The organism is Oceaniovalibus sp. ACAM 378, from assembly GCF_008085915.1.
Classification (GTDB): Bacteria; Pseudomonadota; Alphaproteobacteria; order Rhodobacterales; family Rhodobacteraceae; genus Oceaniglobus.
The window spans coordinates 313,484-336,994 of the sequence record NZ_VSJK01000001.1; the positions used below are offsets into that span (position 1 = coordinate 313,484).

Consider the following 23,511-nt stretch of genomic DNA (forward strand, 5'->3'; position numbering starts at 1 on the left):
ACCACCAGACCCAATACATCCGCCTGCGACCTCGCGGCCCCTTGCCCCGGGGCGCTGTCCGGTGAAGGTTAGACCAGTATGGAACAAACTGACATCCTGATTTCCGGCGCCGGAATTGCCGGGCTTGTCGCTGCGGCTGGGCTGGCGCAGCGGGGGTTTCGCGTCTGTATCGTCGACCCCGCGCCACCGGTCGATGATGTGGCACAGGCCGGGTCTGACCTGCGCTCGACCGCATATCTGCGACCGGCACAGGCGCTGCTCGCACGTCTTGGCTTGTGGGACGCGCTGAAGCCCGAGGCACAACCGCTTGCAGCCCTTCAGGTGATCGACACCCATGGAACGCCACCGGTCGAACGCGCGCGGCGGATGTTCAGCCCTTCGGACGTGGAGTCAGAACTGTTTGGCTGGAATTTGCCGAACTGGCGTTGTCGGGCGATTCTGGCGACCCATCTTGCAAGCCTACCCGGGGTGGATCTGCGGCTTGGGGTCGGGTTCGTGTCGATGCTGACCCGCGACGCCGGGGCAAGGGTCGTGCTGAGCGACGGCACCTCCATCGCCGCCCGTCTGGTGATCGGTGCCGACGGGCGCGCCTCTTCGGTGCGGCAGGCTGCCGGAATCGGAGTGCGGGTGCGCCGTTACGGCCAAAAGGCGCTGAGCTTTGCCGCTGCGCATGATCTGCCCCATGAGGATGTATCCAGCGAAATCTATAATTCAGGCGGCGCCTTTACCACCGTTCCGCTGGCCGATCATCAGGGTGAACCGGCATCGGCCATCGTCTGGATGCAGGACGGTCCAAGGGCGCTGGACCTTGCCGGGATGGCCCGGGATGACGGGGCGCGCTTTGACGCGGAAATGTCGGCCCGCGCGGTGCATCTGCTGGGGGACATGCGCCGGATCACTCCGGTTCAGGTCTGGCCGGTGGTGACCCAGACGGCGGACCGGATGATCGCCCGGCGCGTGGCGCTGATTGCCGAGGCGGCCCATGTCCTGCCACCCATCGGAGCGCAGGGGTTGAATACCTCGCTACAGGATGTGGCCGCATTGCTTGACAGATTGGAAGACGATCCCGGCGCGCCGGCAGGGTTGGAGCGATATTCGGCAGACCGGTTGCGAGACGTGGCGGCGCGGGCATCGGCGATCGATCTTTTCAACCGGGTGTGTCAGTCCGATCTTGCGGCAGTTCAGGCGCTGCGGCTGGCGGGATTGCGGGCGGTGCATGACATGGCGCCGTTGCGCAAACAGGTGATGCAGGCCGGAATGGGGCGCGATGTGCCCGGGGTACTGCCAGACGCTCCTCGGTCCTGACGTCCCTCCTCGCGAGGAGCGACCGCCAGGGAGCGAGGAGCGTCGGCTTGTCGACATGTCGACGCTCAGTCGCGGATCAAAAAACCTGATCCAAAGCCGTTTCTAGCCGGGCCACCGAGGCAGGCACATCAGCCAGTTTGTCCAGACCGAACAGCCCAAGGCGGAAGGTCTTGAACTCCGGCCCCTCGCCCACCTGCAACGGCACCCCGGCGGCAATCTGCATCCCCAGCGCGCCAAAGGCCTTGCCGTTCTGCACATCGTCCCGGTCCGTGTACGACACCACGACACCGGGCGCGCCGAAACCTTCGGCGGCGACCGATTTCACGCCGCGCTTGGCCAATGCGGCGCGCACGGCATTGCCCTGCTCCCACTGCGCGTCTGACAATTTGTCAAACCCGATGGCCTTGGTTTCGGCCATCGCATCGCGGAACCCGACCAGGGCATCCGTGGGCATTGTCGCGTGATAGGCATGACCGCCGTTCTCATAGGCCTCCATGATCGACAGCCATTTCCCCAGATCGACGGCAAAGGATGTGGATTTGCGCGCTTTCACCCGCTCGACCGCCGCCGCGTTCAGCATGACGCAACCGGCCGAGGGCGAAGCCGACCAGCCCTTTTGCGGTGCCGAGATCAGAACATCGACCCCCGTCGCCTTCATGTCGACCCAGACACAGCCCGAGGCGATACAGTCCAGCACGAACAACCCGCCGACCGCATGAACCGCATCGGCCACCGCGCGCAGATAATCGTCAGGCAGGATCATCCCCGACGAGGTTTCCACATGGGCCGCGAACACCACATCGGGGCGATCCGCGGCGATCCGGTTCACCACCTCGTCAATCGGGGCCGGAACGAAGGGGGCATCGGGCGCATTGCCGGTGCGCCGTGCCAGCATCACAATTTCTTCCGACGGGGTGACGCCCGCTTCGAATATCTGTGTCCAGCGGTACGAGAACCAGCCGTTGCGGATCACCATCGCTTTCGCATCGGTGGCCAGTTGCCGCGCAACCGCCTCCATCGCATAGGTGCCACCGCCCGGGATCAACGCCACCGCATCGGCATTGTATACCTCACGCAGCATGGCAGAGATGTCGCGCATCACCCCCTGAAACTGCGCCGACATATGGTTCAGCGACCGATCGGTAAAGACGACGGAATATTCCAGCAGGCCATCGGGATCGATGTCGGACAAAAGTGCGGTCATTGAGCGGCTCCTTGGCAATTTCATCCCACCATATCGGGATTGACCGACCTTACAACAGGTCGATCGGACCTGGGCGACGCTCTTCGCTCAGCAGGACGTTCGCCTCAACATCACCCACACCCGGCAGGGCCATGATCCGCCGCCGCAACACTCTCTCGAAATCCGTCAGATCGCGGGCGACCACCCGCAGGCGGTAGTCATAGAGCCCGAGAACAAGACTGACCGCCTGCACCTCGGGGATCGCATTCACCGCGCGTTCGAAATCTTCCAGACTGACGCGCCCCTTGGTCGCGAGTTTCACGCCCAGAAACACCGTCACCCCAAATCCCAGCTTCTCCAGATCGAGATCCAGCCGTCGCCCGGTGATCACACCTGCCGCTTCCAGCCGTTGAATCCGGCGCCATGTGGCGGGCTGCGACAGACCCAGAGCGCGGCCCAGACTGCTGGCGGGCCGGGTTGCGTCCTGCTCCAGAAGGCGCAGCAGCGCCCGGTCGGTGGCATCGGGTGTCATAGGGGAAGGTTTCCCGCCGATTTGATTTGCGCGACTTCGACCAGCGCCTCGATATCCGCGATATGCGGCAGTCGCAGGATTCGGTTGCGATAGATCTGTTGATAGTGCGCCATGTCGCGGGCAATCACCGAAAGCCGGACATCAACCCGGCCCAGAAAGGTCTGGATATCCAGCACCTCGGGCACCTCGCGGGCGGCGGCAAGGAATTCGTCGAATGCATTTGCCACCGTCTTGTCCAGTGTGAACCGCAATGAAACCTCGACCGTCCAGCCCAGAGCCGCCCAGTCGATCACCGCATGGATGCCTTTCAGAACACCCGCAGCGCGCAGACGGTCCATCCGCCGGGCGGCGACGGCGCCGGTGACCTGTGCGCGGACGGCCAGAGCGCTGACGCCAAGCGCGGGATCGGCCAGAAGATGCCGCAGCAGGCGGCGGTCAATGTCATCAAGCATGATTTCTTTGTCTCATGGTCAATACGCGAATGATTTCACTCTAACACGAACGATCTTCCCTCAAAACCCCCCTCGCGCTTGGCGGATACGCCGCCTATGGTCTGCGCCAACCGCTGAGCAAGGAGAACTGACATGCGCGTGTATTATGACCGTGATTGCGACATCAACCTGATCAAGGACAAGAAGGTCGCGATCCTGGGCTATGGCTCCCAAGGCCACGCCCACGCCCTCAACCTGCGCGATTCCGGCGCAAAAAACCTTGTCGTCGCCCTACGCGAAGGCTCGGCCTCGGCCAAAAAAGCCGAAGGTCAGGGGCTCAAGGTCATGGGCATCGCCGAGGCTGCCGCCTGGTGTGATCTGATCATGTTCACCATGCCCGACGAAATGCAGGCCGAAACCTATAAGAAATACGTCCACGACAACCTGAAAGAAGGCGCCGCGATTGCCTTTGCCCATGGTCTGAACGTGCATTTTGGTCTGATCGAGCCGAAAAAGGGCGTCGACGTGATCATGATGGCGCCCAAGGGCCCCGGCCATACCGTGCGCGGCGAATATACCAAGGGCGGCGGCGTGCCCTGTCTTGTTGCCGTCGACAATGACGCATCCGGCAAGGCGCTGGAAATCGGCCTGTCCTATTGCTCGGCCATCGGTGGCGGGCGTTCCGGGATCATCGAAACCAACTTCCGTCAGGAATGCGAAACCGACCTGTTCGGCGAACAAGCCGTGCTTTGTGGTGGTCTGGTCGAGCTGATCCGCATGGGTTTCGAAACACTGGTCGAAGCCGGGTATGAGCCGGAAATGGCCTATTTCGAGTGTCTGCATGAGGTAAAGCTGATCGTCGATCTGATCTATGAAGGCGGTATCGCCAACATGAATTATTCAATCAGCAACACCGCAGAATACGGTGAATACGTCAGCGGCCCGCGCATCCTGCCCTATGACGAGACCAAGGCGCGGATGAAAGCAGTCCTGAAAGACATCCAGTCGGGCAAGTTCGTGCGCGATTTCATGCAGGAGAACTCTGTCGGCCAGCCGATGTTCAAGGCCACGCGCCGGTTGAACGACGAACATCAGATCGAAGCGGTCGGAGAAAAGCTGCGCGCGATGATGCCGTGGATTTCCGAAGGCCGCATGGTCGACAAAGAAAAGAACTGATCCAACTGGTCAGACAATAGCGAAGGCACCGCCAGACTGGCGGTGCCTTTTTTGATCCATCCGCTGACATGCCGTGTGCCAGCGGCTAATCCTTTCAAATCAATCGTTGAGGCTCGTGCGTGCCCGCGGCGAGGGACGATCCGAAATACGGACCTTCTGTTTTGATCTGCTCGTCATTGCGGCTGCGAAATATACAAACCCGCCAACCACCGTCAAAAATGCTGCGATTAAGGTGCTGTCCATGCGATATCTCCGGATGACCCGTCTGTCAGGTAAACCCGCGACAGCGCCCGTCGGTTCCGAGCCGACATGGGCAAACTGGCTGACGATCCTGATTCTTGGGGTGGTGTGGGGCGGCACCTTTATGGTGATCGCGCTGGCTTTGCGCGGATACGGGCCGCTGACGGTTGCGGCGGCGCGCACGAGCTTGGGTGCCATTTCCCTGATTGCTGTGGCGCTGGCCATCGGGCGGCCGTTTCCGCGCGATCCACGTGTCTGGATGCTCGCCGTGCCTTTGGGCATCTTTTCCTCGGCGCTGCCGTTCTTTTTGCTGGCATGGGGGCAACAATATGTAGCGTCGGCCTTTGCCGGGCTGGCCATGGCCGCCTTGCCGCTGGTCATGCTGCCCATGGCGCATTTCTTCACGGACGAACGGATGGACCCGCGCAAAAGTATCGGGATGATCGTCGGATTCGCCGGGGCTCTGGTGTTGATGGGTCCGGGGTTGCGCGGATTGGGCGGCGGATCGCTGGTCGCGCTGGGACAAGCGGCCTGTATCGGCGCCTCGGTCTGCTATGCCGTCGCATCAGTTCTGACGCGGCGATGTCCACCGGTCGATCCGGTGGTGCTGTCGGCATTGTCGCTTGCGGCGGGCGCGTTGTTCCTCATGCCCGCGATGCTGTGGGTCGAAGGTGTGCCGGTCTGGCAACCCGGCATTTCCGGTTGGGCCATTCTGGTGCTGGGGTTTGTGCCCACCGCAGCGGCGACTGTCCTGCGGGTGATTGTCATCCGCAGCGCCGGTTCAGTGTTCATGTCGCTGGTGAATTACCAGGTGCCCCTGTGGTCGATGGTGTTTGGCGCGCTGGTTCTGGGTGAAGTGCTGCCCTTGCGGTTTTTCGCGGCGCTGATGTTGATCCTCACCGGGCTGGCGATCAGCCAATGGGCATTGTTGAAACGGCTGGCGGGCAAGGCGAACTGACCATCAAGCGCACCGAGATCCGCCCAACGTCCGGGCGAATCTCGTTCTGATACCTTCCTGGAAAGTCGCCTCACGCTAGGCGCTTTCCGCCACCCGGGCGACAATACCGTCCACGATCTTTTCCAGCATCGCCGGATCTTCGCATTCGGCCATCACGCGGATCAGCGGTTCGGTCCCCGATTTGCGGATCAACAGACGCCCCTTGCCGACAAGATCCGCCTCGGCCTCGGCGATCGCCGCCTTGACCCGCGCCGAGCCCAGCGGATCTGCCCCAGCGGCAAAGCGCACATTCTTCAGCATCTGCGGCACCGGTTCGAACTGCCGCATCAACGCGGACGCCGGTTTCCCCGTGCCAATCATCGCGGCCAGAAACTGCAACCCGGCCAACAGACCGTCACCGGTGGTGGCATAGTCTGTCATCACAATATGCCCCGACTGTTCACCGCCCAGATTGAAACCGCCCGCGCGCATCGCTTCGACAACATAGCGGTCACCAACGGCCGTGCGGTGCAATCCAATGCCCTTCCCGTCCAGATACCGCTCAAGCCCCAGATTGCTCATCACCGTGGCAACCAGAGCGCCCCCGGCCAAACGCCCCTCGTCAGCCCAGCGGGCGGCGAACAGCGCCATGATCTGATCGCCGTCGGCCACTTGCCCGGTCTCGTCGAGAATCATCACCCGGTCAGCATCGCCGTCCAGACAGATCCCCACATCCGCGCCATGGGCCACCACGGTTTCCGCCGCCGCACGCGTGTTGGTCGAGCCGCAGCCATCGTTGATGTTGTGCCCGTTCGGCGATACGCCAATCGGGATCACCTCGGCGCCAAGTTCCCACAACACTTCCGGCGCGGTCTTATAGGCCGCCCCATTGGCGCAATCGACGACGACTTTGACGCCGTCCAGCCGCATCCCCAAAGGGAACGTCGCCTTGACGCGTTCGCTATAGCGGAACCGCCCATCATCAATCCGTTTTGCGCGGCCGATGTTCATCGCGCGGGCCGGTTCGACCCCGGCCTCGACCAAAGCCTCGATCTCGGCCTCTGCATCATCGCTCAGCTTGAAACCATCGGGACCGAAGAACTTGATCCCGTTGTCGACGGCGGGGTTGTGGCTGGCCGAGATCATCACCCCAACATCGGCGCGCATGGATGTGGTAATCATCCCCACGGCAGGTGTCGGAACCGGGCCCAGAAGAAAGACGTTCATCCCCGTGCTGGTGAACCCGGCGGTCAGCGCGTTTTCAAACATATAGCCCGACAGCCGCGTGTCCTTGCCAATGACAACCCGGTGCGCGCGCTGCGCGTCGCGGCGGAAATAACGCCCGGCAGCCGCGCCAAGACGCAGTGCCAGATCGGCGGTCATCGGATGGGTGTTGGCGGTGCCACGCACCCCGTCGGTGCCGAAAAGCTTGCGCATTATGGTGTCGTCCCTCTTGTCGCGGCCCGCCAAAGGGTCAGAGCCTGCCGTGTTTGCGAAATATCATGCACCCGGAGGATCTGCACCCCCTGCGCGACACCCGCAAGCGCCACGGCAATGCTGCCCGGCATTCGGTCATCCGCATCGGGTGCATTCCCCAGAGTCCCGATGAACCGCTTGCGCGAAGCACCAAGCAGTATCGGACAGCCCAACCCGTGAAACAGCGACAGACCGGCCAGCAGGGTCAAATTGTGCTGCATCGTCTTGCCAAAGCCGATTCCGGGGTCGATCACGATCCGCGACCGGTCGATCCCGGCGGCAACGGCACGGTCAACCCATCCGGCCAACGCATCGTAAACATCAAGCAACACATTGTCGTACTGCGGATCGGCCTGCATCGTCTCGGGCGTGCCCTGTGCGTGCATCAGGCAGATCGGCACATCCCGCTCGGCGGCAAGCGGCGCCATGCCTGCGTCATACTCCATCGCCGAGACGTCATTCAGCATCGTCGCCCCGGACTCAAGCGCGGCCCGGGCGACCTCGGACTTGCGGGTGTCGATGCTGATCACTCCCGCGAAACTCTGGCGAAGGGCTGCGATAACCGGGGCGGTTCTGGCGATTTCTTCGGGAACCAAGACCGGCGCCGAACCCGGGCGCGTGGATTCACCGCCGATATCCAGCATATCCGCAGACCCCATAGCACCCGCCTGCGCCAGCGCTGCATCCTTTTGCAAGAACCGTCCGCCATCCGAAAAACTGTCAGGGGTGACATTCAAAATGCCCATCAAACGCGGGTGCTCCATGGACAGCCCGGCAATATCGGCGCGCGGCCCAGTCAGGCGCGACAAAACCCCGGCGGGAATGTCGGCGGCGGGGATCACCCGCCCGGAGCGATTCCGGCTCAGGACTTCGGCATGGGTGAACCAGCCCCAACCGCCGGCCAGACCCACAGCATCGCGCGGGCGCACCGGGTCACAGATGACAAGCGGGCGGAAATACTCGGCCATCAGACGTCCAGCAGCTGCGCTGCATCCACCGGTCGCAGGGTCACGGAAACGGTCGCATCCGGCAGGGTTGGCTCGCCCGGCCCGTCCCCGCCGATACAGAGCAGCGATGTCGCCCCCACCTGCTCCGCAAACCACAGGGCCAGCGCGGGACCGGAGCGCTTGCCCTCGGACGGCGGATCAACGGAATCGAGCACGATTTTCGACGGCGCCCAGACCGTCAGCACGTCATGTTTCAGCGCCCAGTCAATTTCCGTACGGCTGCCCACAACGACACAGCGCCGGTCCTGCCCCGCCAGCACCCAGGCGTTCTGATCCATCGCCAACAGATTGATCCGCCTTTGCGCCATTAAGTTTTCCGAAACCGGCGGCACTGTCTCGGGCAGATCGACACACAGGATCGCCGGACTGCCGGCGACCAATTGATCGATCCATCCGCCAAGCAGGGGTGACTTCAGCGCGCCGTTGGACAGGAATACCACATGCGGCTGGGGCGCATCATCGGCCACCGCCCCCGGAAGATCGTCCCGGTCGCGCACGATTTCGACCCCAAGCGCGCCCGGACCGCGATCGAGCTTTTCGATTCGCACAAAACACCGCAGCGCTTGCGGCGCGGCAAGCACCCGCAGCGCCACACGTTCGGCAAGCGTTTCGAGCAGGTTCAACCGCTCGGCGGTCAGCTCGTGGGCGATCGCCTCGGTCAGGGTGTCATAGGACAGGATCTTGTCGACGTCATCGTCGGTGCCGGTGTCATGGCGCGCCACCTCGACCACCAGATTGAACCGGATCCGCTGGGTCGTGCCGCGCTCTTGTTGAAAGGCGCCAATCTCGATCTCGGCGATATGATCGCGAAGCGAGATCCGGTCGGCGAGCCGGTCAGGCGCCGTCGCCCCGGCCCGCAAATGGGGATGCCCGAAGGCGTGCAGCAGGTCAGTGGTCATCGCAGGGCTCCGCATTCGGCACGGTTGCAGCGATAGCGCACCAAGACCCGATGCAAAACCCGTCAATCGCTCGGCGTGCGGGGGATGCCCCGCGCGACTCAGCCCTTGCGATAAAAATGGTGTACGCCGATGCTGGCCGTGCGGGCGAAAACCTGGCTCCATCGCGGGCGAACCGCACGCGTGTGGTAATGTGTCGCGCCGTCGGTCAGGGCGCGGGGCGCGCCGTCCAGCATCACCCTGGCCACCTTGCCAACCTTTTTCCAGGCCGCGCGTTCGCGGATGACATCAGGATAGCCATCGCAGGAATAGGTGAACTGACACTGATATTTGCGCCCCGTCCCCTGATTGACCACACCACAGACCGAATTCGGATAGCTGCCGCTGTCGACCCGGTTCAGGATCACTTCGGCCACGGCAAAGATGCCCTTGACCGGCTCGCCCCGTGATTCGAAATACAGCGCTTCGGTCAGACATTGCCACTGCGCACCGCCCTTTTGTATCGGCAGGGTCTCCAGAAAGCCGCGCGAATAGCTGATCTGGTCGAATGAAGGATTGGCCGGGGCTTGGGGGCGGGCGAACATCGGGGCCATCAGATTGCCGCGCTCAGGGCGAATTTGCGCACTGTCCGAGCCCAGAAGCCCGCCAAGGTTGCGCTGCAAAGCGACAGACGGATCATTCGATTGGCTGATGACGATATCGGCGGAGGTGGCGGTGGCAATGACGGCCAAGGTGGCACAAGCCGTCACCAGCCGCGCAAAACGCGGGAATTTCATATCACCTCCGGGTGTTATTTCTTTGTCGCGGCACGGTGGAAAAACCGGGCAAACGCGCACAAGCAAACTGTCCGATAAGCGAAAACGGGCGTTTTGTAAAAGTCGAGGGCGATTGCGCCTGCATCTGGGCGGTTTCCCGCCAGCCGTTTGCGGATCAGACCGGTGAAATTTTCGCCCGTCCGCCCCGAATTGCCAGCTGCGCTGCGGCCAGTCGGGCCATCGGTACCCGGAACGGCGAACAGGACACATAGTCGAATCCCGCCGCGCGACAAAAGGCGATGCTGTCGGGGTCGCCGCCATGTTCGCCACAGACCGACAGCACGATATCGGGGTTGCCGATACGCCCCCGTTCGGCGCCGATGGTCAGCAATTCGCCCACTCCGTCCACATCCAGCCGCAAAAAGGGATCCTCGGGGAACACGCCCTGCCCGACATAGGCGCCCATGAACCGTCCCGCATCATCGCGCGACAGACCATAGGTCATCTGGGTCAGATCATTGGTACCAAACGACAGGAACGCCGACTGTTCAGCGATTTCACCGGCCCGCAGCGCGGCGCGCGGCGTCTCCACCATCACCCCAAGGCGATAGGTGAAATCGACTCCGGTTTCGGCGCGCACCGCTGCCGCAACCTGATCGATTCGGCCGCGCACCAGTTCCACCTCGCGCTTGGCTGAAACCAGCGGAATCATCACTTCGGGCACCACCGTGCCGCCCACAGCCACCGTCGCCTCGAATATCGCACGGGCCTGCATGTCATAGATTTCGGGCACAGCAATTCCCAGCCGAACCCCGCGCATGCCCAGCATCGGATTGAATTCACGCAGCGAATCGACCCGCGCCGTGACCTGCGCCAGCGGCATATCAAGCGCCGCCGCCAGATCCAGTTGCCCCTCGCGGCCGGTCGGCAAAAATTCGTGCAACGGTGGATCAAGCAGACGAATGCACACCGGCAATACCGCCATGATGCGGAAAAGTTCGGTAAAATCGGCACGTTGCACCGGTAACAGCTGTTCAAGGGCCGCCGCCCGGTCTTCGGGGCGTTCGGCAAAGATCATCTCGCGCATTACGGTCAGGCGGTCGTGATCGAAAAACATATGTTCGGTGCGGCACAGGCCCACACCCTCGGCGTTGAACCGCAGCGCAACCTCGGCCTCGGCGGGGGTATCGACGTTGGCCCGCACGCCGATATCGCGATGTTCGTCGGCCCAATCCAGCAGGCACTGAAACGCATCGTCCAGCGCGGGTTCAAGCAGCAGCGCCGCACCGACCAGAGCCATGCCGCGCGTACCATCGACGGTGACGATATCGCCTTCGCTGAACACCCGGCCATGATCGCCGGTCAGGGTACGCGCCCGCCCGTCGATCTGAATTCCCGAGGCCCCGACGACACAGGGCAACCCCAACCCGCGCGCAATGACCGCCGCATGGCTGGTCACGCCGCCTTTCTGGGTCAGAACGGCGACGGCCGCATGCATGCCGCGCACATCGTCGGGCTTGGTTTCCTGACGCACAAGAATACAGGGTTCTTCCCGCGCAAAGGATTCCTGTGCCGCCCGCGAAGTGAAGACCAGCCGACCGGTGGCCGCACCCGGACTGGCCGGAATGCCGCGGGCGAAACTGTCGCGTGGCCCCTCCGGATCGACCTGCCGGTGCAGCAGATCGGAAAGCGAGGCAGGATCGACGCGCAAAACCGCTTCGGCTTCGGGGATGATCCCATCTTGCGCCAGCGCCACGGCGATCCGCACCGATGCGCGTGCCTGTCGCGGCACACGCACGGCGTCGAGCACATGCAGGTGCCCCGCCTCGATGGTAAATTCGACCTGCATTTCCTCGCGCAAGCGCTGGCGGCACAATTCACCACAAGCGACCAATTCGGCAAACACCTCGGGGCAGAGATCCTCAAGCGAGGCACCGCGTTGATCCCGCGTCAGAAAGATCGCGCCCGCATCTGCCACCAATGCGGCACGACCCTGACTCTGGCTCAGGTATCGGCCAGTGACCTGACGCGCACCGGTGCGCGGATCGACAAACTGAACCACACCCGACCCGTGCTCAAAGCCCGGCCCGGTGCCGACCCCCAGCGCCATCACCTGAACCACAAGCCCAAGCCCGGCATCGGCGGGCGCGCCCTTGGCCTGTCGCAACAGGCGGGCTGACGTCCCCTCCCACGCGCGGGCCATGGAGCGGAGCACATCGGCAAGTTGCCGGTCGGGCGCTTGCGGAAACGGTTCGTCGATCTCGGTTTCATAGGTGTGGAGCAGGGTCTGAATCGTATCAGAGGTGACCGGATGAGAGATTTCGAACATGTCCGGCTCCAACCGGGCGACATGCACGGCATAGGATTGGATAAACCCGACATACAGCGCATCCGCCGCCGCCTGCCCGATCAGCCCGGTCAGGTGCCGGTGCTGCGCATCATTCATCCCGATGTTCAGAATCGCACCCGGCCCGCCCCAATCGGCCACCTGCCCCGAGGGCCGGACCGACACGAGGCGGTTCCCCAGCGTGGCCAGCAAAGGGCGCAGATCCGGGACGTCGCCGCCGGCAATCCGGCGCACGGTTTCAAACGACAGGGCGACGGTTTCGGGCACCGGAAGGTGCATGCGCAGCAACCGTTGCAGACACTTCGCCCGGCCACCATGCACCGATTCCGTTATCGGCGCGGTAGGTGTGATCGGGGTAAAAGCCGCGATGTCGGCATGTTTCTGCACTGCAGCGCTCCGATGGTTCGCGCGCAGCATACGCCCCTGCATGTGTCTGGCAAGGTTTACCTTGCCGGGCTTAACCCTCGATTCGGGTCAGATCGGCGACGGACAGACACAGGGTTCGGATGCGCGACAACAGGTTCAGACGGTTGCGCCGGATCACGCCACTGTCGGCATTCACCTGCACCGCTTCGAAAAATCCGTCGATCGGCGCGCGCAGGGTGGCCATGGCGGCCATTGCCGTCTCGAAATCCTGCGCCTCCATCGCCGGAGTGATGAGCGTCTCGGCCTGATCCAGCGCGGCGAACAGGGTGCGTTCCGCGTCAGTTTCGGCGTATTTCACATCGGCGCCATAGGAATATTCAACGCCATCCTTGGCTTCGGCCTGAGACAGGATATTGTTGGCCCGCTTGAAGCCCTGCAGCAGGTTTTCACCGTCTTCGGTTTTCAAAACCGCGCTCAGCGCCTCGGCGCGGTTGACCAGCAGAGTCAGGTCGTCATTGCCGGGCATGGCAAGGCAAGCGTCGATGATGTCGTGCCGGATGTCGCGGTCACGCAGATAGACCTTGAGACGGTCGTGGATGAAGGCGAGGAGGTCTGCTGCAAGTGCACTAACGGGAAAGAAATATTCAACATCCTCGGGAGTATCAGAATCAATGACTTTGGTTCGGCCCTCAATCGCCAATTGCGCTTCTTCACGAATATCGTCGGGAAGATCAGGGTCAATTTTCTGAAGTAACGATGCCTGAGATCGAAAGTAGCTCTCTGAAAAAACTCTAGTAATGTGAGCAACAATCAGTTTCAGGAGCCGAACAGAAAGCTTTTGATCCAATACCAACCGGATCACCCCCAGAGCCGCCCGCCTCAAAGCAAAAGGATCCTTGCTCCCGGTCGGCTTCTCATCAATCAACCAGAACCCGGCGAGCACATCTATCTTGTCAGCCAGCGCCACGGCCACCGACAAGGGCGCTGTGGGCACGGAATCTGACGGGCCGAGGGGGGAATAGTGTTCTTGGGCGACGGCGGCGATATCGGCATCCAATCCCGACGCCTCGATGTAATATCGCCCCATAACCCCTTGAAGTTCCGGGAATTCATAGACCATTTCGGACGACAGATCGGCCTTGGCCAGACGCGCTGCCTGTTCGGCGCGGTCGGGATCGGCACCCACCAGCGGCGCAATCTCGCGGGCAAGGGCGGCAACGCGGTTTACCCGCTCGCCCACGGTGCCGAGTTTGTTATGGAAGGTCACATTGTCCAGCGCCTTGACCCAGACGCCAATGTCATTCGTCGCCACGCGCAGGTCGTTGTCCCAGAAGAACAGCGCATCCGACAGGCGGGCCGACAGCACCTTGCGGTTGCCGGCCAGAATCGTCGCGCCTTCATCTGCGGTATCGCGGTTGGCGACAGTCACAAAGCGGACAATGCGGCCGGATTTCGGATCACGGACGCTGAAAAACTTCTGATGCTCCTTCATCGAAGTCTGCAAAACCTCGGGTGGCAGGTGCAGGAATTCGGCGCCGATGTCACCGGACAGCACAACGGGCCATTCGACAAGCCCCGCCACCTCGGCCAGCAAACCGGGATCTTCGACCACCTCAAGCCCCAGAGCGAAAGCCTGGGTTTCGGCGTCGGCACGGATTATCTCGGCGCGGTCAGCGGCAGAGAGCACGACATTGGCACGCTTCAACTTCGCCGCGTAATCATCGAACCCGGTTACAGAAAATTCCGCCGGGGCCATGAACCGGTGGCCGCGCGTCCTGTCGCCCGCAACATGGCCGTCGATGTCGAGCGGCACCACGGTATGCCCAGCCTCGTCCGACAGGATGCAGAGGATCGAGTGCAAAGGCCGCACCCAGCGCAGATCACCGGTGCCCCAGCGCATGGATTTCGGCCATGGGAAATCGCGCACCACCCGTTCCAGAACCTCGGCCACGATTTCGGCGGCGGGGCGTCCCGGACGTTCGATCACTGCGATGAACACCTGACCCTTCTTGTCATCGACGATCTGCAAATCTTCACGCGCCACCCCTGCCGAGCGCAGGAACCCCGCAAGCGCCTTTTCTGGCGCATCGACGCGCGGTCCCTTGCGCTCTTCGCGCTGGGGGGGCGAGCCCGCCAGCAGTCCCTCGACCGACAGCGTCAGACGGCGGGGCGTCGCAAACGCGCCCGCACTGGCATAGGTCAAACCGGCGTCGACCAGCCCGTTCGTCACACGCTCTTTCAGGTCCGCTGCGGCACGGGCCTGCATGCGGGCGGGGATTTCCTCGGACAACAGTTCGATCAGCAGGTCGGGCATTTGGGGCTCATTCTGGGCAAGGCGTAATTCAGGATCGGCGGGCGGCAAAAAGATGGTACGGGTGTCAGCCCCCGTCGCGCGTGGGACAAGCCGGGCCAGCTGCGCTGCCATCATACAGGGTATCGCCGCAATTGTTCAGCTGGTGCCAGACAAAGGCGCGGCCATCGTCGAACACCGCGACCACCCGGTCGACTCCGTATTCGATGTTGGCCTGCCCGAGAAACGCAATCGCTTCCCCGGTTTCCAGCGCGGCACCGATCGCGGCGGCGTCGAAACACTTGAACCAACTGGGCGCAACTAGGGGGTCGGCGACCGGATAGGTGACATAGGTTTCGGTCAGCATGGCCTGACTCATCGGAGTGGTGAAACAGGCGCGAAACCGCAGCGGCGAGCTGTCGGCATCGATGCCCTGAAAATTCTCGGCCAGAATCGGCTCGGGCGTTTCGGTGGCAAGCACGGTCAGAACCACGCTGTCGGGCTGGTAATCGACCGTATCGTAAAAGCCATAGACCTGAAGCCAATACATCGCCGCCCCGGCAACAAGCGCAGTGATCACGATAAACCCTCCGATGAACTTGCCGTTCATTGTGTCGCCTCCTGGAGGTTTCGGGCGGTCTGCACCGTGCCCGTCACCGTCCCTGTGCCCCGTTTCATGCTGACCATCCGCCCTGTTCGGTCATCAGGTAGGCATCGGCACAGGCCTTGGCCAATGCGCGCACCCTGCCGATATAGGCCTGCCGTTCGGTAACCGAAATCACCCCGCGGGCATCCAGCAGGTTGAACACATGGGACGCCTTGATGCACTGGTCATAGGCCGGATGGGCCATCACGATGCGTTTGCCGGTTTTCGGATCCTCGGCGGGGGCGGCAAGGGTGCGGGCACATTCCGCCTCGGCATCCTTGAAATGCTGCAACAGTGTTTCGGTGTCGGCCACATCAAAGTTCCAACGTGAATATTCACGCTCGGTCTGGAGGAACACGTCGCCGTATTTCAGCGGGATGGGTGATTTCGGATCATTGAACGGCATATCCATGACGTGATCGACGCCCAGAACATACATCGCCAACCGCTCCAGCCCATAGGTGAGCTCGCCCGATACGGGGCGGCAATCATGCCCGCCCATCTGCTGGAAATAGGTGAACTGCGACACTTCCATGCCATCGCACCAGACCTCCCAGCCCAGCCCCCATGCCCCCAGCGTCGGCGATTCCCAATCGTCCTCGACAAAACGGATATCGTGGATACCGGCGTCGATCCCGATGGCAGCGAGCGAGCCGAGGTAAAGCTCTTGCAGGTCAGGCGGGGAGGGTTTGATCAGCACCTGAAACTGGTAGTAATGCTGAAACCGGTTGGGGTTTTCGCCATAACGCCCGTCGGTCGGGCGGCGTGACGGCTGGACATAGGCGGCGGCCCAGGGCACCGGACCCAGCGCACGCAGGGTCGTGGCCGGGTGAAACGTGCCCGCGCCGACCTCCATGTCATAGGGTTGCAGAACCGCACAGCCCTGACCGGCCCAATAGGTTTGCAACCGCAGGATGATCTCCTGAAACGAACGGGGGGTATCCAATGGGCGCCTCGTGTTTTTTTTCGTTGCAGGTTCCTGCAAAGATGAGCGTTGCATAGGCAGAAGGGCAACAAGGGTCAATTGCACGGCGGCCTCGCGCCAATGTTTCTTGACCTCGAGCCGGATCTGTCTCTGATGGCACGGCGCCGAAAACAGCGGCGGGTGCAGCAAGGGTAAGATACTTTATAATGTTCGGTAATTTCAGGGTGTTTCTGGTGGTGATTGCCACCAACTTCGGCGGCGCGGTCACCGCCCAACAATCAACCTGGTTGCAGATCGAGGCCCAGCCCAGCTTGGAACGGGCACAGGAACGGGCCGCCGATTATGCCGGCGCGATCCGGAATGTCGCCGGATACCGGCTTGGATCAACGAACTGGTATGCGGTGGTCGTCGGCCCCCAAGGTGAGAGCGAAACCGCATCCCTGCGGTCAACCCTGCGCAGTCAGGGGCTGATTCCGAACGACAGTTTCTCGACCGACGGGTCCAGTTTCACCTCGCAGTTCTGGCCGATCGGCGGTGCTGCGGTCGCCGCGCCGGACACGCCGCCAACCTCTGCCCCGGCCCATCCCGACGCGCCCATTGTGGCCACGCCGATCCCTGAAACCGATCCGGTCCCGGCCCCGGTGACGGATGAAACTCCGGCCGAGGCCCGCCAATCCGAGGCGCAATTGTCAGCCGACGAACGCAAGCAGTTGCAGATTGCCCTGCAATGGGAAGGTTTCTACGAGGCCGCCATCGACGGCGCATTTGGCCGTGGCACCCGGAACAGCATGGGCGAATGGCAGGTCGCCAAGGGATACGCGGCAACCGGCATCCTGACGACCCGCCAACGGCGCGAACTTCTGACCGCTTATAATGCCATTCTGGCAGGTCTTGGGCTGGAGATGGTGCGGGACGAAACCGCCGGTATCGAAATCATGATGCCGCTCGAGCTGATCGGTTTCGACAGCTATGAACCGCCCTTTGCACACTATGGTCCGCACAACGACACCGACCGGTTTCCCAAGGTGCTGCTGATCAGCCAAAAAGGCGATACCGATACCTTGTTCGGCTTGTTCGATATCATGCAGACCCTTGAAATCGTTCCTGAGAACGGCGCGCGAGAAAAGCGCAATAACAGTTTCACCCTGATCGGCGAAGGCCCGGACTTCATCAGCCATACCGAAGCGGTGGCGCGCGACGGCGCGGTCAAGGGGTTCACCCTGATCTGGCCCACGGGCGACGAAAAGCGCCGCCAGCGGGTGATTGACGAAATGACCGGCAGCTTTGCCGCCCTGCCCGACCGGGTGATGAACGATCTGGTCGGCGACCCGACCGAGGATCAGCGAATCGATCTTTTGGCCGGGCTGGAAATCCGCCGACCCGATTCGTCACGTTCGGGGTTTTATGTCGATGCGCGCGGCACTGTGCTGACGACAGCAACGGCGGTGCAGAATTGTTCGCGCATCACCCTGAACGAAGAAATCGAGGCGACGCTGCAGGCCAGCGATGCAAAAACCGGTCTGGCCCTGCTGACGCCGAGCCAGGCGCTTGCGCCCCGCGCCTTTGCCCGGTTCCAGCCTGCCGTGCCCCGGCTGCAATCAACGGTTGTGCTGGCCGGATACTCCTATGAGGGGATTCTGGGTGCGCCGACGCTGACCTTTGGCACACTGGCCGATCTGCGCGGGCTGGACGGCAACGAGTCGATCAAACGGCTGGATCTGACCGCACAACCCGGCGATGCGGGCGGTCCTGTCCTTGATGTCAGCGGTGCGGTTCTGGGCATGCTGATGCCCAACGTCGATCGCGACGGACGCACCCTGCCCGATGCCGTGTCCTTTGCCGTGGACGTCGAAACCATCGCCGATTTCATGTCTGCCAACGGTCTGTCGGCCAGCGCCGCCGAACGCTCGGGCCCTTTGAAGTCTGGGGTTCTGACCGAGACGGCAACCGACATGACAGTGCTGGTCAGTTGCTGGTAACGGTTCAGACAGTCCATTGGCGGGCGTGCTAGAGCCGCCCGCCAAGACCCGCCCCTTCGGCCCGAACGCCCCGGCTTTGGGCAATCCAGACCCCGGACATCGGCCAGTACAGGCGTTATCCACGGCCCGGACCGGCATCGCACCCAAGGTTCGTCAGGCAGTCCGCCAGAAGAACGAGGTGAACAGAACATAGACCGCCATCAGTTCCAGCCGCCCGATCAGCATCCCGCCAACCAACAGCCATTTGGCCACGTCGTTCAGGGGGGCAAAGTTGCCCACCGGACCGATGATCGGTCCCAGCCCCGGCCCGATATTTGCAATCGCCGTTGCCGCCCCCGACAGCGAGGTGACGAAATCCAGCCCGGTCATCGCCAAAAGCACCGACAGCCCCCCCAGCGACACGACGAACAGCACCAGAAACGCCATGACTGAATTCAGAACGTCTTCGGTGACCGGGCGACCGTCATAGCGTGGGGTGAATATCCCATGGGGTGAATGGATCCGGCGGATCTGGGCGACGATGGCCGAAATCAGGATCTGATAGCGGAAGATCTTGACCGAACAGCAGGTCGAACCGGCGCAACCACCGATCAACCCGATCAGAAAGAACACGACCATCGAGAACGTGCCCCACAGCTGATAATCGACGCTGGCATATCCGGTGCCCGACATGACCGAGGTGGCATTGAACAATGCCTCGCGAAAGCTTTCTTCGATGCCGCGATCCAGCATCAGAACCTGAAAGAAGCTCAAGCCCACCGCAACAGTCACAACGATGGCCAGAAAGCCGCGAATCTGCGAATCGCGCCACATTGGCTTTGCGGTGCCGGCGATCAGCTGGATATAGCGGACGAACGGCAGGCTGGCCAAAATCATGAACACCGAAGCGAGGTATTCCGGAGCCCCCTGAAACACTGCAAACGACTGATCCGAGGTTGAGAAACCGCCGGTGGACAGGGTGGTGAGCGCGTGATTGATCGCTTCGAAGCTTGGCATCCCGAGCCCGAGATACCCCAGGAAACACACAAAGGTCAGCGCGACATAGATCCAACTGATCTGCGCTGCGATCTCGGCGGCGCGGGGAAGGATCTTGCCCATCGTGTCAAAGGCTTCCGAGCGGAACACCTGCATCCCGCCGACGCGCAGTTCAGGCAGAAACACCATCGCCATGACAATCACACCGATGCCGCCGAACCATTGCAGCATCGACCGCCACAACAACAGGCCCCGGGGCAATTTCTCCAGCCCGGTGAAAACGGTGGACCCGGTGGTGGTCAGCCCCGACATGGATTCAAAGATTGCATCGGTCACACTGGCCTCGGTCGCGCCTAGCACAAAGGGAATCGCGCCGAACACCGGCAGCATGACCCAGACCCCGGTGGTCAGCAGGAATGTCTGTTGGATCGAGATTCGGTCAGCCAGACCATTGGAGCAGGCCAGCGCGATCAACCCGCCGGTCAGTGTGGTGACCACACCGCTTTCCAGAAAGGTCGCCCAGTGCGGATTGCCCGCGGCCAGATCGACGAACATCGGTACAAACATGGTCAGCCCGAGGGCAGCCACAAGCAGGCCGATCACATATCCAACGGGGCGCGGGTCGATCATTGCGCAGGCTTGGCCGGGCCGCCGCGCGGTGTCAAGCGGGGTGCCGCCTGAGTTGACGCGCCGGGCACAACACCGGCGCGGCGATCCGGTTATCAGCCGACATGAAACAGTGTGGCAAACAGGCGCGGGTCAAGGCTGGCCTGTGCAAAGGTGTCGCCTTCGGTCAGCACCGAAACCGCATCGTGACTGTGCAGGCTTTCCTGATGGCTGGCCACCACGCGGAAATCTCCGATCCGTGGATCGTCCTGCAACCGCCCCGCAAACAGCCGGGCCGCGTCCTCGACAAAGATCGGGTTGGCGGCGTTCAGCTCGGCAAAAGCCTGTTCATCCTCGCGCTTGACCATCACCTGCGTTTCCGTCGGAACTGCGGCGCGGCACAGATCCACCAGATCCTCGAACCACAGACAGGGCGCATCGGGGGTCAGCGCCATAGACAGCCGCGCGACCGAACGTTGCGAATGCGGCGTGGCCAGCTGCCCACGGGCCTCGCGCGCATGTTCGGACAGTTCGAGCGAACAGGGACAGGTCGACGAATAGACATAGTCGAGATGCAGGATCTTGCGCCGTACCCCGTCAATTTCCACCAGTTCCAACGCGATATCATAGTATTGATACCCCGAGAGGCCCGAGCGCAGGCTGTCCATCTTCATTGGGAACGACAGGCGCATCTGGATCCTTGCGTCAAAACTCTCCAGATCGGTTTTGTAATCATCCAGCGCCGCCTCGATCACCTCAAAGCTGAAGGTTGCTTCGGCGTGGCGATAGAATGTGCGCATGATCCGGGACATGTTTATGCCCTTTTTTTCGGCCTCAAGCGACACGGTGCCGGTGACGCTGGTTTCCAGCACAAGGTCGGCGCCGTCGCGGGTGTGATAGCGGATCGGCAGGCGGAAATTGCTGATTCCCACATGCTGAATCTGGCGTTTCGATCCCTTGATCAGGGTGTGCGACCCATTCTGCAGATCGGGCAGTGTGGCGCGATAATCGGCATCAACAACAAATTCATCGGGATAGCTGCGCGACAGCTTGGCGCAGGTTTCAGGCGGTTGACCGGGCAGCAGCCGGGCGAGAACGGGATCAAGCGCCGCGATGTCCTTGGCCCCGGCCTGTGCAACCCAATCCTGCAACAGGCGCAGGGCGGCGGCTGCCTGATCCCGGTCGGGCGTGCGGTCAAATTCGGTGGCAAGACGGGTCATGGCATCGTCCCTTTCATGCAATCGTGAGTAACATATAGGGCGGCCTGCACCGTTTTACCGCCCCGGCGACCGCGTCAGAAGCCGGGGTCGACGATGCGATATCGGAAAACGCCGCGCCTCCGGAGGGTTTGCAGTCATGCAGACCCCCAGTAAGGTCATCTCGCGCTAAACCGCCTCCAGCGCCTGTTGGATATCGTTCAACAGATCGCCGCAATCCTCAAGCCCGACCGAGATCCGCACCAGCCCGGGGGTGATTCCCAGAATGGCCCGCTGATCGACACTGAGCCGTTGATGGGTGGTTGTGGCGGGGTGAGTGACGATAGACTTCGCATCGCCAAGGTTGTTCGAGATTGTCATGATCTCAAGCGCGTTCAAAAACCGGAACGCCGCCGCCTGCCCGCCCTTCAGATCAATCGACAGAACCGTGCCGCCCCGCTCCATCATCCGCTTTGCCACTTCGACCTGCGGGTGGCTGGCGAGATGGGGAAAGATAACCCGGGCAAGGCGCGCGTCACCTTCCAGCGCTTCGGCGATCTGCGTGGCGCTGTCGGTCATCGCCCGGACCCGCAGATCGAGCGTCTCCATACCTTTCAGCATCACCCAGGCGTTGAACGGCGACATCGCGCCACCGGTGTGTTTCAGATAGGGTTCCAGCGTCTTGCGGATGTATTCGCGGGTGCCCAGAACCACGCCGCCCAGACACCGCCCCTGCCCGTCAATGTGTTTGGTGGCGGAATAGACGACGACATCAGCCCCAAGCTCCAGCGCCCGCGACCAGACCGGCGAGGCGAAGACGTTGTCGACAACCACCGTGGCACCGACTGAATGGGCAATCTCGGCCACTGCCTTCAGATCAATCACCTCAAGCGTCGGGTTGCTGATCGATTCCAGAAACACTGCGCGGGTGTCGGGGCGCATGGCGGCCCGCCAGGCATCGATATCGGTGCCATCGACAAAGGTCACATCGACCCCGAACCGTTTCAGCACATCATCGAGGATATAAAGGCACGACCCGAACAAAGCGCGCGAGCTGACCACATGATCGCCCGCTTTCAACAGCGAGGTCAGCGCGCCATTGACCGCCGCCATGCCGCTGGCGGTGGCAAAGGCATCTTCGGCCCCTTCAATCGCTGCAATCCGATCTTCGAACATGCGGACGGTTGGGTTGCCATAACGGGCATAGATGAATTCATCGTCACCCGGTTGCAAAAACCGTTCTTCTGCCTGCTCAGCGGTGTCGTAAACGAACCCCTGAGTCAGAAAGATCGCCTCGGAGACCTCGCCGTACTGGCTGCGGCGCGTGCCTGCATGCACAGCCCGGGTGCGGGTGTTCCACTTGTCGCTCATGGGGTGTCCTTTCCAACAAAAACCCCCACCGTCACGGACGCCGGGGGCATTTGCCCCGACCTCTTTAGCGGTTTCTTTTCCGGGGTCTTGCCGGTCGGACCGATGGTCCGGACGAAAAAACACCGACGTGGCCCGCAATCCGGTGAACAAATCGCCACGTTTCCTGACTTGCCGATTAAACCCGTGAGCCCAATCGGTCAAGCACCCTCACGATGATGTAACCGTGCTTTTCCCCTGATGCCGCAATCCTGTGCGACAGGAAGACGGAACGCGACGATGCCAATGCTTCGTCACACCGGCGCGATTGACGACACCGCCACGCTGATCGCAATATTTCGCGCACTGCCGGCGGAGGCACCGGTCATCATCATGACTCACGGCTACTGGTTTTCGCCTACAACCAGATGTTTCCAGCCTTGAACAACATCCCATCGACCTGCCCCATGCCAAGGACCGTTATCGCAGCGAAACCGCACGGCTTTATGGGGTGCTTGATCGTCAGTTGACGCAGAACGAATACTGTTGCGGGCAATTTTTATTCCATCGCCGACTTGGCGATCTGGGGTTGGGCGTCCCTTAGGGAAGGCCAGCAGCAGACTCTGTACGACAAGCCCCACCTTGCCCGATGGCTTGATCTGGTCGGGGGCAGACCCGGTGTGATCGCGGCGCGGGCCCTGGCGGCAGAGCTGCGCCGTTAGCCTTGTTGGGTCGCCCGACGGTGTGATCCAGTCAGACGAACCACTTTATCGCAGGACCCGGCCCAGAGTGGTTTTTGCCCAACCTTGCAATCTGAAACGGAAAATGGCTGTTATGGCGGATCTTGACCGATGGACATCCGATCAACTGCCTGAACTCCGCCCTGCCCATCCCCC

Annotated in this window: 18 protein-coding genes, 1 pseudogene and 1 riboswitch; of the genes and pseudogenes, 5 read left to right on the plus strand and 14 right to left on the minus strand. The window is 62.1% G+C overall.

What is annotated here, in order from left to right; genetic code table 11:
• Nucleotides 1-78 precede the first annotated feature (78 nt).
• A complete protein-coding gene (locus FQ320_RS01400) occupies nt 79-1,305 on the plus strand; it encodes an FAD-dependent monooxygenase (protein WP_148469269.1) in 1,227 nt (408 codons plus the stop codon).
• Nucleotides 1,306-1,381: 76 nt separating this feature from the next.
• Here the strand turns inward: FQ320_RS01400 and FQ320_RS01405 are convergent, their stop codons facing one another.
• From FQ320_RS01405 to FQ320_RS01415, 3 genes are read right to left on the minus strand one after another with little or no spacing between them, the layout of a single operon-like run.
• Nucleotides 1,382-2,509: an aminotransferase class V-fold PLP-dependent enzyme gene (locus tag FQ320_RS01405; RefSeq protein ID WP_148469271.1), complete on the minus strand. Its 1,128-nt coding sequence runs from the start codon at nt 2,507-2,509 to the stop codon at nt 1,382-1,384.
• Nucleotides 2,510-2,558: 49 nt separating this feature from the next.
• Complete coding sequence (locus FQ320_RS01410; RefSeq protein ID WP_148469273.1) at nt 2,559-3,020, minus strand: Lrp/AsnC family transcriptional regulator; 462 nt, start codon at nt 3,018-3,020, stop codon at nt 2,559-2,561.
• Nucleotides 3,017-3,472: an Lrp/AsnC family transcriptional regulator gene (locus FQ320_RS01415; RefSeq protein ID WP_148469276.1), complete on the minus strand. Its 456-nt coding sequence runs from the start codon at nt 3,470-3,472 to the stop codon at nt 3,017-3,019. Before FQ320_RS01415 ends, FQ320_RS01410 begins: the two co-directional genes overlap by 4 nt.
• Before the next feature lie 132 nt (nt 3,473-3,604).
• On the opposite strand from FQ320_RS01415, the gene ilvC reads away from it, so the two are divergent.
• Both ilvC and FQ320_RS01425 read left to right on the plus strand, forming a co-directional pair.
• Entirely contained in the window at nt 3,605-4,627 is a 1,023-nt protein-coding gene (gene ilvC, locus FQ320_RS01420) for a ketol-acid reductoisomerase (protein ID WP_148469277.1), read from the plus strand.
• Nucleotides 4,628-4,868: 241 nt separating this feature from the next.
• Nucleotides 4,869-5,825, plus strand: a complete 957-nt coding sequence (locus tag FQ320_RS01425; protein WP_255509332.1) for a DMT family transporter — start codon at nt 4,869-4,871, stop codon at nt 5,823-5,825.
• Nucleotides 5,826-5,900: 75 nt separating this feature from the next.
• Here FQ320_RS01425 and glmM read toward each other — a convergent pair whose 3' ends face one another.
• The 8 genes from glmM to FQ320_RS01465 form a co-directional block, all read right to left on the minus strand.
• Nucleotides 5,901-7,244, minus strand: coding sequence for a phosphoglucosamine mutase (glmM, locus tag FQ320_RS01430; protein WP_148469523.1), 1,344 nt, complete (start codon nt 7,242-7,244; stop codon nt 5,901-5,903).
• Nucleotides 7,241-8,248 (minus strand): dihydropteroate synthase, encoded by a 1,008-nt coding sequence (folP, locus tag FQ320_RS01435; protein ID WP_148469279.1) that lies wholly within the window; start codon nt 8,246-8,248, stop codon nt 7,241-7,243. Before folP ends, glmM begins: the two co-directional genes overlap by 4 nt.
• Nucleotides 8,248-9,186, minus strand: a complete 939-nt coding sequence (locus FQ320_RS01440) for a dihydroneopterin aldolase (protein WP_148469281.1) — start codon at nt 9,184-9,186, stop codon at nt 8,248-8,250. The genes folP and FQ320_RS01440 overlap by 1 nt, the downstream gene beginning before the upstream one ends.
• 98 nt (nt 9,187-9,284) lie before the next feature.
• A complete protein-coding gene (locus FQ320_RS01445) occupies nt 9,285-9,959 on the minus strand; it encodes a cell wall hydrolase (RefSeq protein ID WP_148469283.1) in 675 nt (224 codons plus the stop codon).
• A 154-nt stretch (nt 9,960-10,113) separates the two neighbouring features.
• Nucleotides 10,114-12,702, minus strand: coding sequence for a putative PEP-binding protein (locus tag FQ320_RS01450; RefSeq protein WP_148469285.1), 2,589 nt, complete (start codon nt 12,700-12,702; stop codon nt 10,114-10,116).
• A 40-nt stretch (nt 12,703-12,742) separates the two neighbouring features.
• The gene (gene glyS / locus FQ320_RS01455) at nt 12,743-14,965 is read right to left on the minus strand and encodes a glycine--tRNA ligase subunit beta (protein ID WP_148469287.1); all 2,223 of its coding nucleotides are present in this window, start codon (nt 14,963-14,965) and stop codon (nt 12,743-12,745) included.
• A 64-nt stretch (nt 14,966-15,029) separates the two neighbouring features.
• Nucleotides 15,030-15,551: a DUF6446 family protein gene (locus FQ320_RS01460; RefSeq protein ID WP_148469288.1), complete on the minus strand. Its 522-nt coding sequence runs from the start codon at nt 15,549-15,551 to the stop codon at nt 15,030-15,032.
• A gap of 64 nt (nt 15,552-15,615) precedes the next feature.
• Nucleotides 15,616-16,587, minus strand: a complete 972-nt coding sequence (locus FQ320_RS01465; RefSeq protein ID WP_148469525.1) for a glycine--tRNA ligase subunit alpha — start codon at nt 16,585-16,587, stop codon at nt 15,616-15,618.
• Between the two features lie 131 nt (nt 16,588-16,718).
• Here FQ320_RS01465 and FQ320_RS01470 point away from each other — a divergent pair, with 131 nt between their 5' ends.
• Nucleotides 16,719-18,491, plus strand: coding sequence for a serine protease (locus FQ320_RS01470; RefSeq protein WP_148469290.1), 1,773 nt, complete (start codon nt 16,719-16,721; stop codon nt 18,489-18,491).
• A 153-nt stretch (nt 18,492-18,644) separates the two neighbouring features.
• On the opposite strand, the gene FQ320_RS01475 is transcribed toward FQ320_RS01470, so the two are convergent.
• The 3 genes from FQ320_RS01475 to metZ form a co-directional block, all read right to left on the minus strand.
• Nucleotides 18,645-20,096, minus strand: a complete 1,452-nt coding sequence (locus FQ320_RS01475; protein WP_148469292.1) for a TrkH family potassium uptake protein — start codon at nt 20,094-20,096, stop codon at nt 18,645-18,647.
• A gap of 92 nt (nt 20,097-20,188) precedes the next feature.
• Nucleotides 20,189-21,292 carry a GTP cyclohydrolase FolE2 gene (gene folE2 / locus FQ320_RS01480; RefSeq protein ID WP_148469294.1) on the minus strand — a complete coding sequence of 368 codons (1,104 nt, stop codon included), beginning with the start codon at nt 21,290-21,292 and terminating at the stop codon, nt 20,189-20,191.
• 165 nt (nt 21,293-21,457) lie between these two features.
• A complete protein-coding gene (metZ, locus tag FQ320_RS01485; RefSeq protein WP_148469296.1) occupies nt 21,458-22,639 on the minus strand; it encodes an O-succinylhomoserine sulfhydrylase in 1,182 nt (393 codons plus the stop codon).
• Between the two features lie 43 nt (nt 22,640-22,682).
• A riboswitch (SAM riboswitch) is annotated at nt 22,683-22,807 on the minus strand.
• A 259-nt stretch (nt 22,808-23,066) separates the two neighbouring features.
• On the opposite strand from metZ, the pseudogene FQ320_RS26280 reads away from it, so the two are divergent.
• A pseudogene (locus FQ320_RS26280) lies at nt 23,067-23,337 on the plus strand (glutathione binding-like protein); the annotation flags it as partial.
• Nucleotides 23,338-23,511 lie beyond the last annotated feature (174 nt).

Excerpts from the sequence above, each read along its gene's own strand:
- ilvC (WP_148469277.1), top strand. The coding sequence starts at position 3,605 with ATGCGCGTGTATTATGACCGTGATTGCGACATCAACCTGATCAAGGAC.
- FQ320_RS01460 (WP_148469288.1), bottom strand. The coding sequence starts at position 15,551 with ATGAACGGCAAGTTCATCGGAGGGTTTATCGTGATCACTGCGCTTGTT.
- FQ320_RS01415 (WP_148469276.1), bottom strand. The coding sequence starts at position 3,472 with ATGCTTGATGACATTGACCGCCGCCTGCTGCGGCATCTTCTGGCCGAT.
- FQ320_RS01465 (WP_148469525.1), bottom strand. The coding sequence starts at position 16,587 with ATGCAACGCTCATCTTTGCAGGAACCTGCAACGAAAAAAAACACGAGG.
- FQ320_RS01400 (WP_148469269.1), top strand. The coding sequence starts at position 79 with ATGGAACAAACTGACATCCTGATTTCCGGCGCCGGAATTGCCGGGCTT.
- FQ320_RS01470 (WP_148469290.1), top strand. The coding sequence starts at position 16,719 with ATGTTCGGTAATTTCAGGGTGTTTCTGGTGGTGATTGCCACCAACTTC.
- FQ320_RS01445 (WP_148469283.1), bottom strand. The coding sequence starts at position 9,959 with ATGAAATTCCCGCGTTTTGCGCGGCTGGTGACGGCTTGTGCCACCTTG.
- folE2 (WP_148469294.1), bottom strand. The coding sequence starts at position 21,292 with ATGACCCGTCTTGCCACCGAATTTGACCGCACGCCCGACCGGGATCAG.
- FQ320_RS01405 (WP_148469271.1), bottom strand. The coding sequence starts at position 2,509 with ATGACCGCACTTTTGTCCGACATCGATCCCGATGGCCTGCTGGAATAT.
- FQ320_RS01475 (WP_148469292.1), bottom strand. The coding sequence starts at position 20,096 with ATGATCGACCCGCGCCCCGTTGGATATGTGATCGGCCTGCTTGTGGCT.
- FQ320_RS01410 (WP_148469273.1), bottom strand. The coding sequence starts at position 3,020 with ATGACACCCGATGCCACCGACCGGGCGCTGCTGCGCCTTCTGGAGCAG.
- glyS (WP_148469287.1), bottom strand. The coding sequence starts at position 14,965 with ATGCCCGACCTGCTGATCGAACTGTTGTCCGAGGAAATCCCCGCCCGC.
- metZ (WP_148469296.1), bottom strand. The coding sequence starts at position 22,639 with ATGAGCGACAAGTGGAACACCCGCACCCGGGCTGTGCATGCAGGCACG.
- FQ320_RS01450 (WP_148469285.1), bottom strand. The coding sequence starts at position 12,702 with ATGCTGCGCGCGAACCATCGGAGCGCTGCAGTGCAGAAACATGCCGAC.
- folP (WP_148469279.1), bottom strand. The coding sequence starts at position 8,248 with ATGGCCGAGTATTTCCGCCCGCTTGTCATCTGTGACCCGGTGCGCCCG.
- FQ320_RS01425 (WP_255509332.1), top strand. The coding sequence starts at position 4,869 with ATGCGATATCTCCGGATGACCCGTCTGTCAGGTAAACCCGCGACAGCG.
- FQ320_RS01440 (WP_148469281.1), bottom strand. The coding sequence starts at position 9,186 with ATGACCACTGACCTGCTGCACGCCTTCGGGCATCCCCATTTGCGGGCC.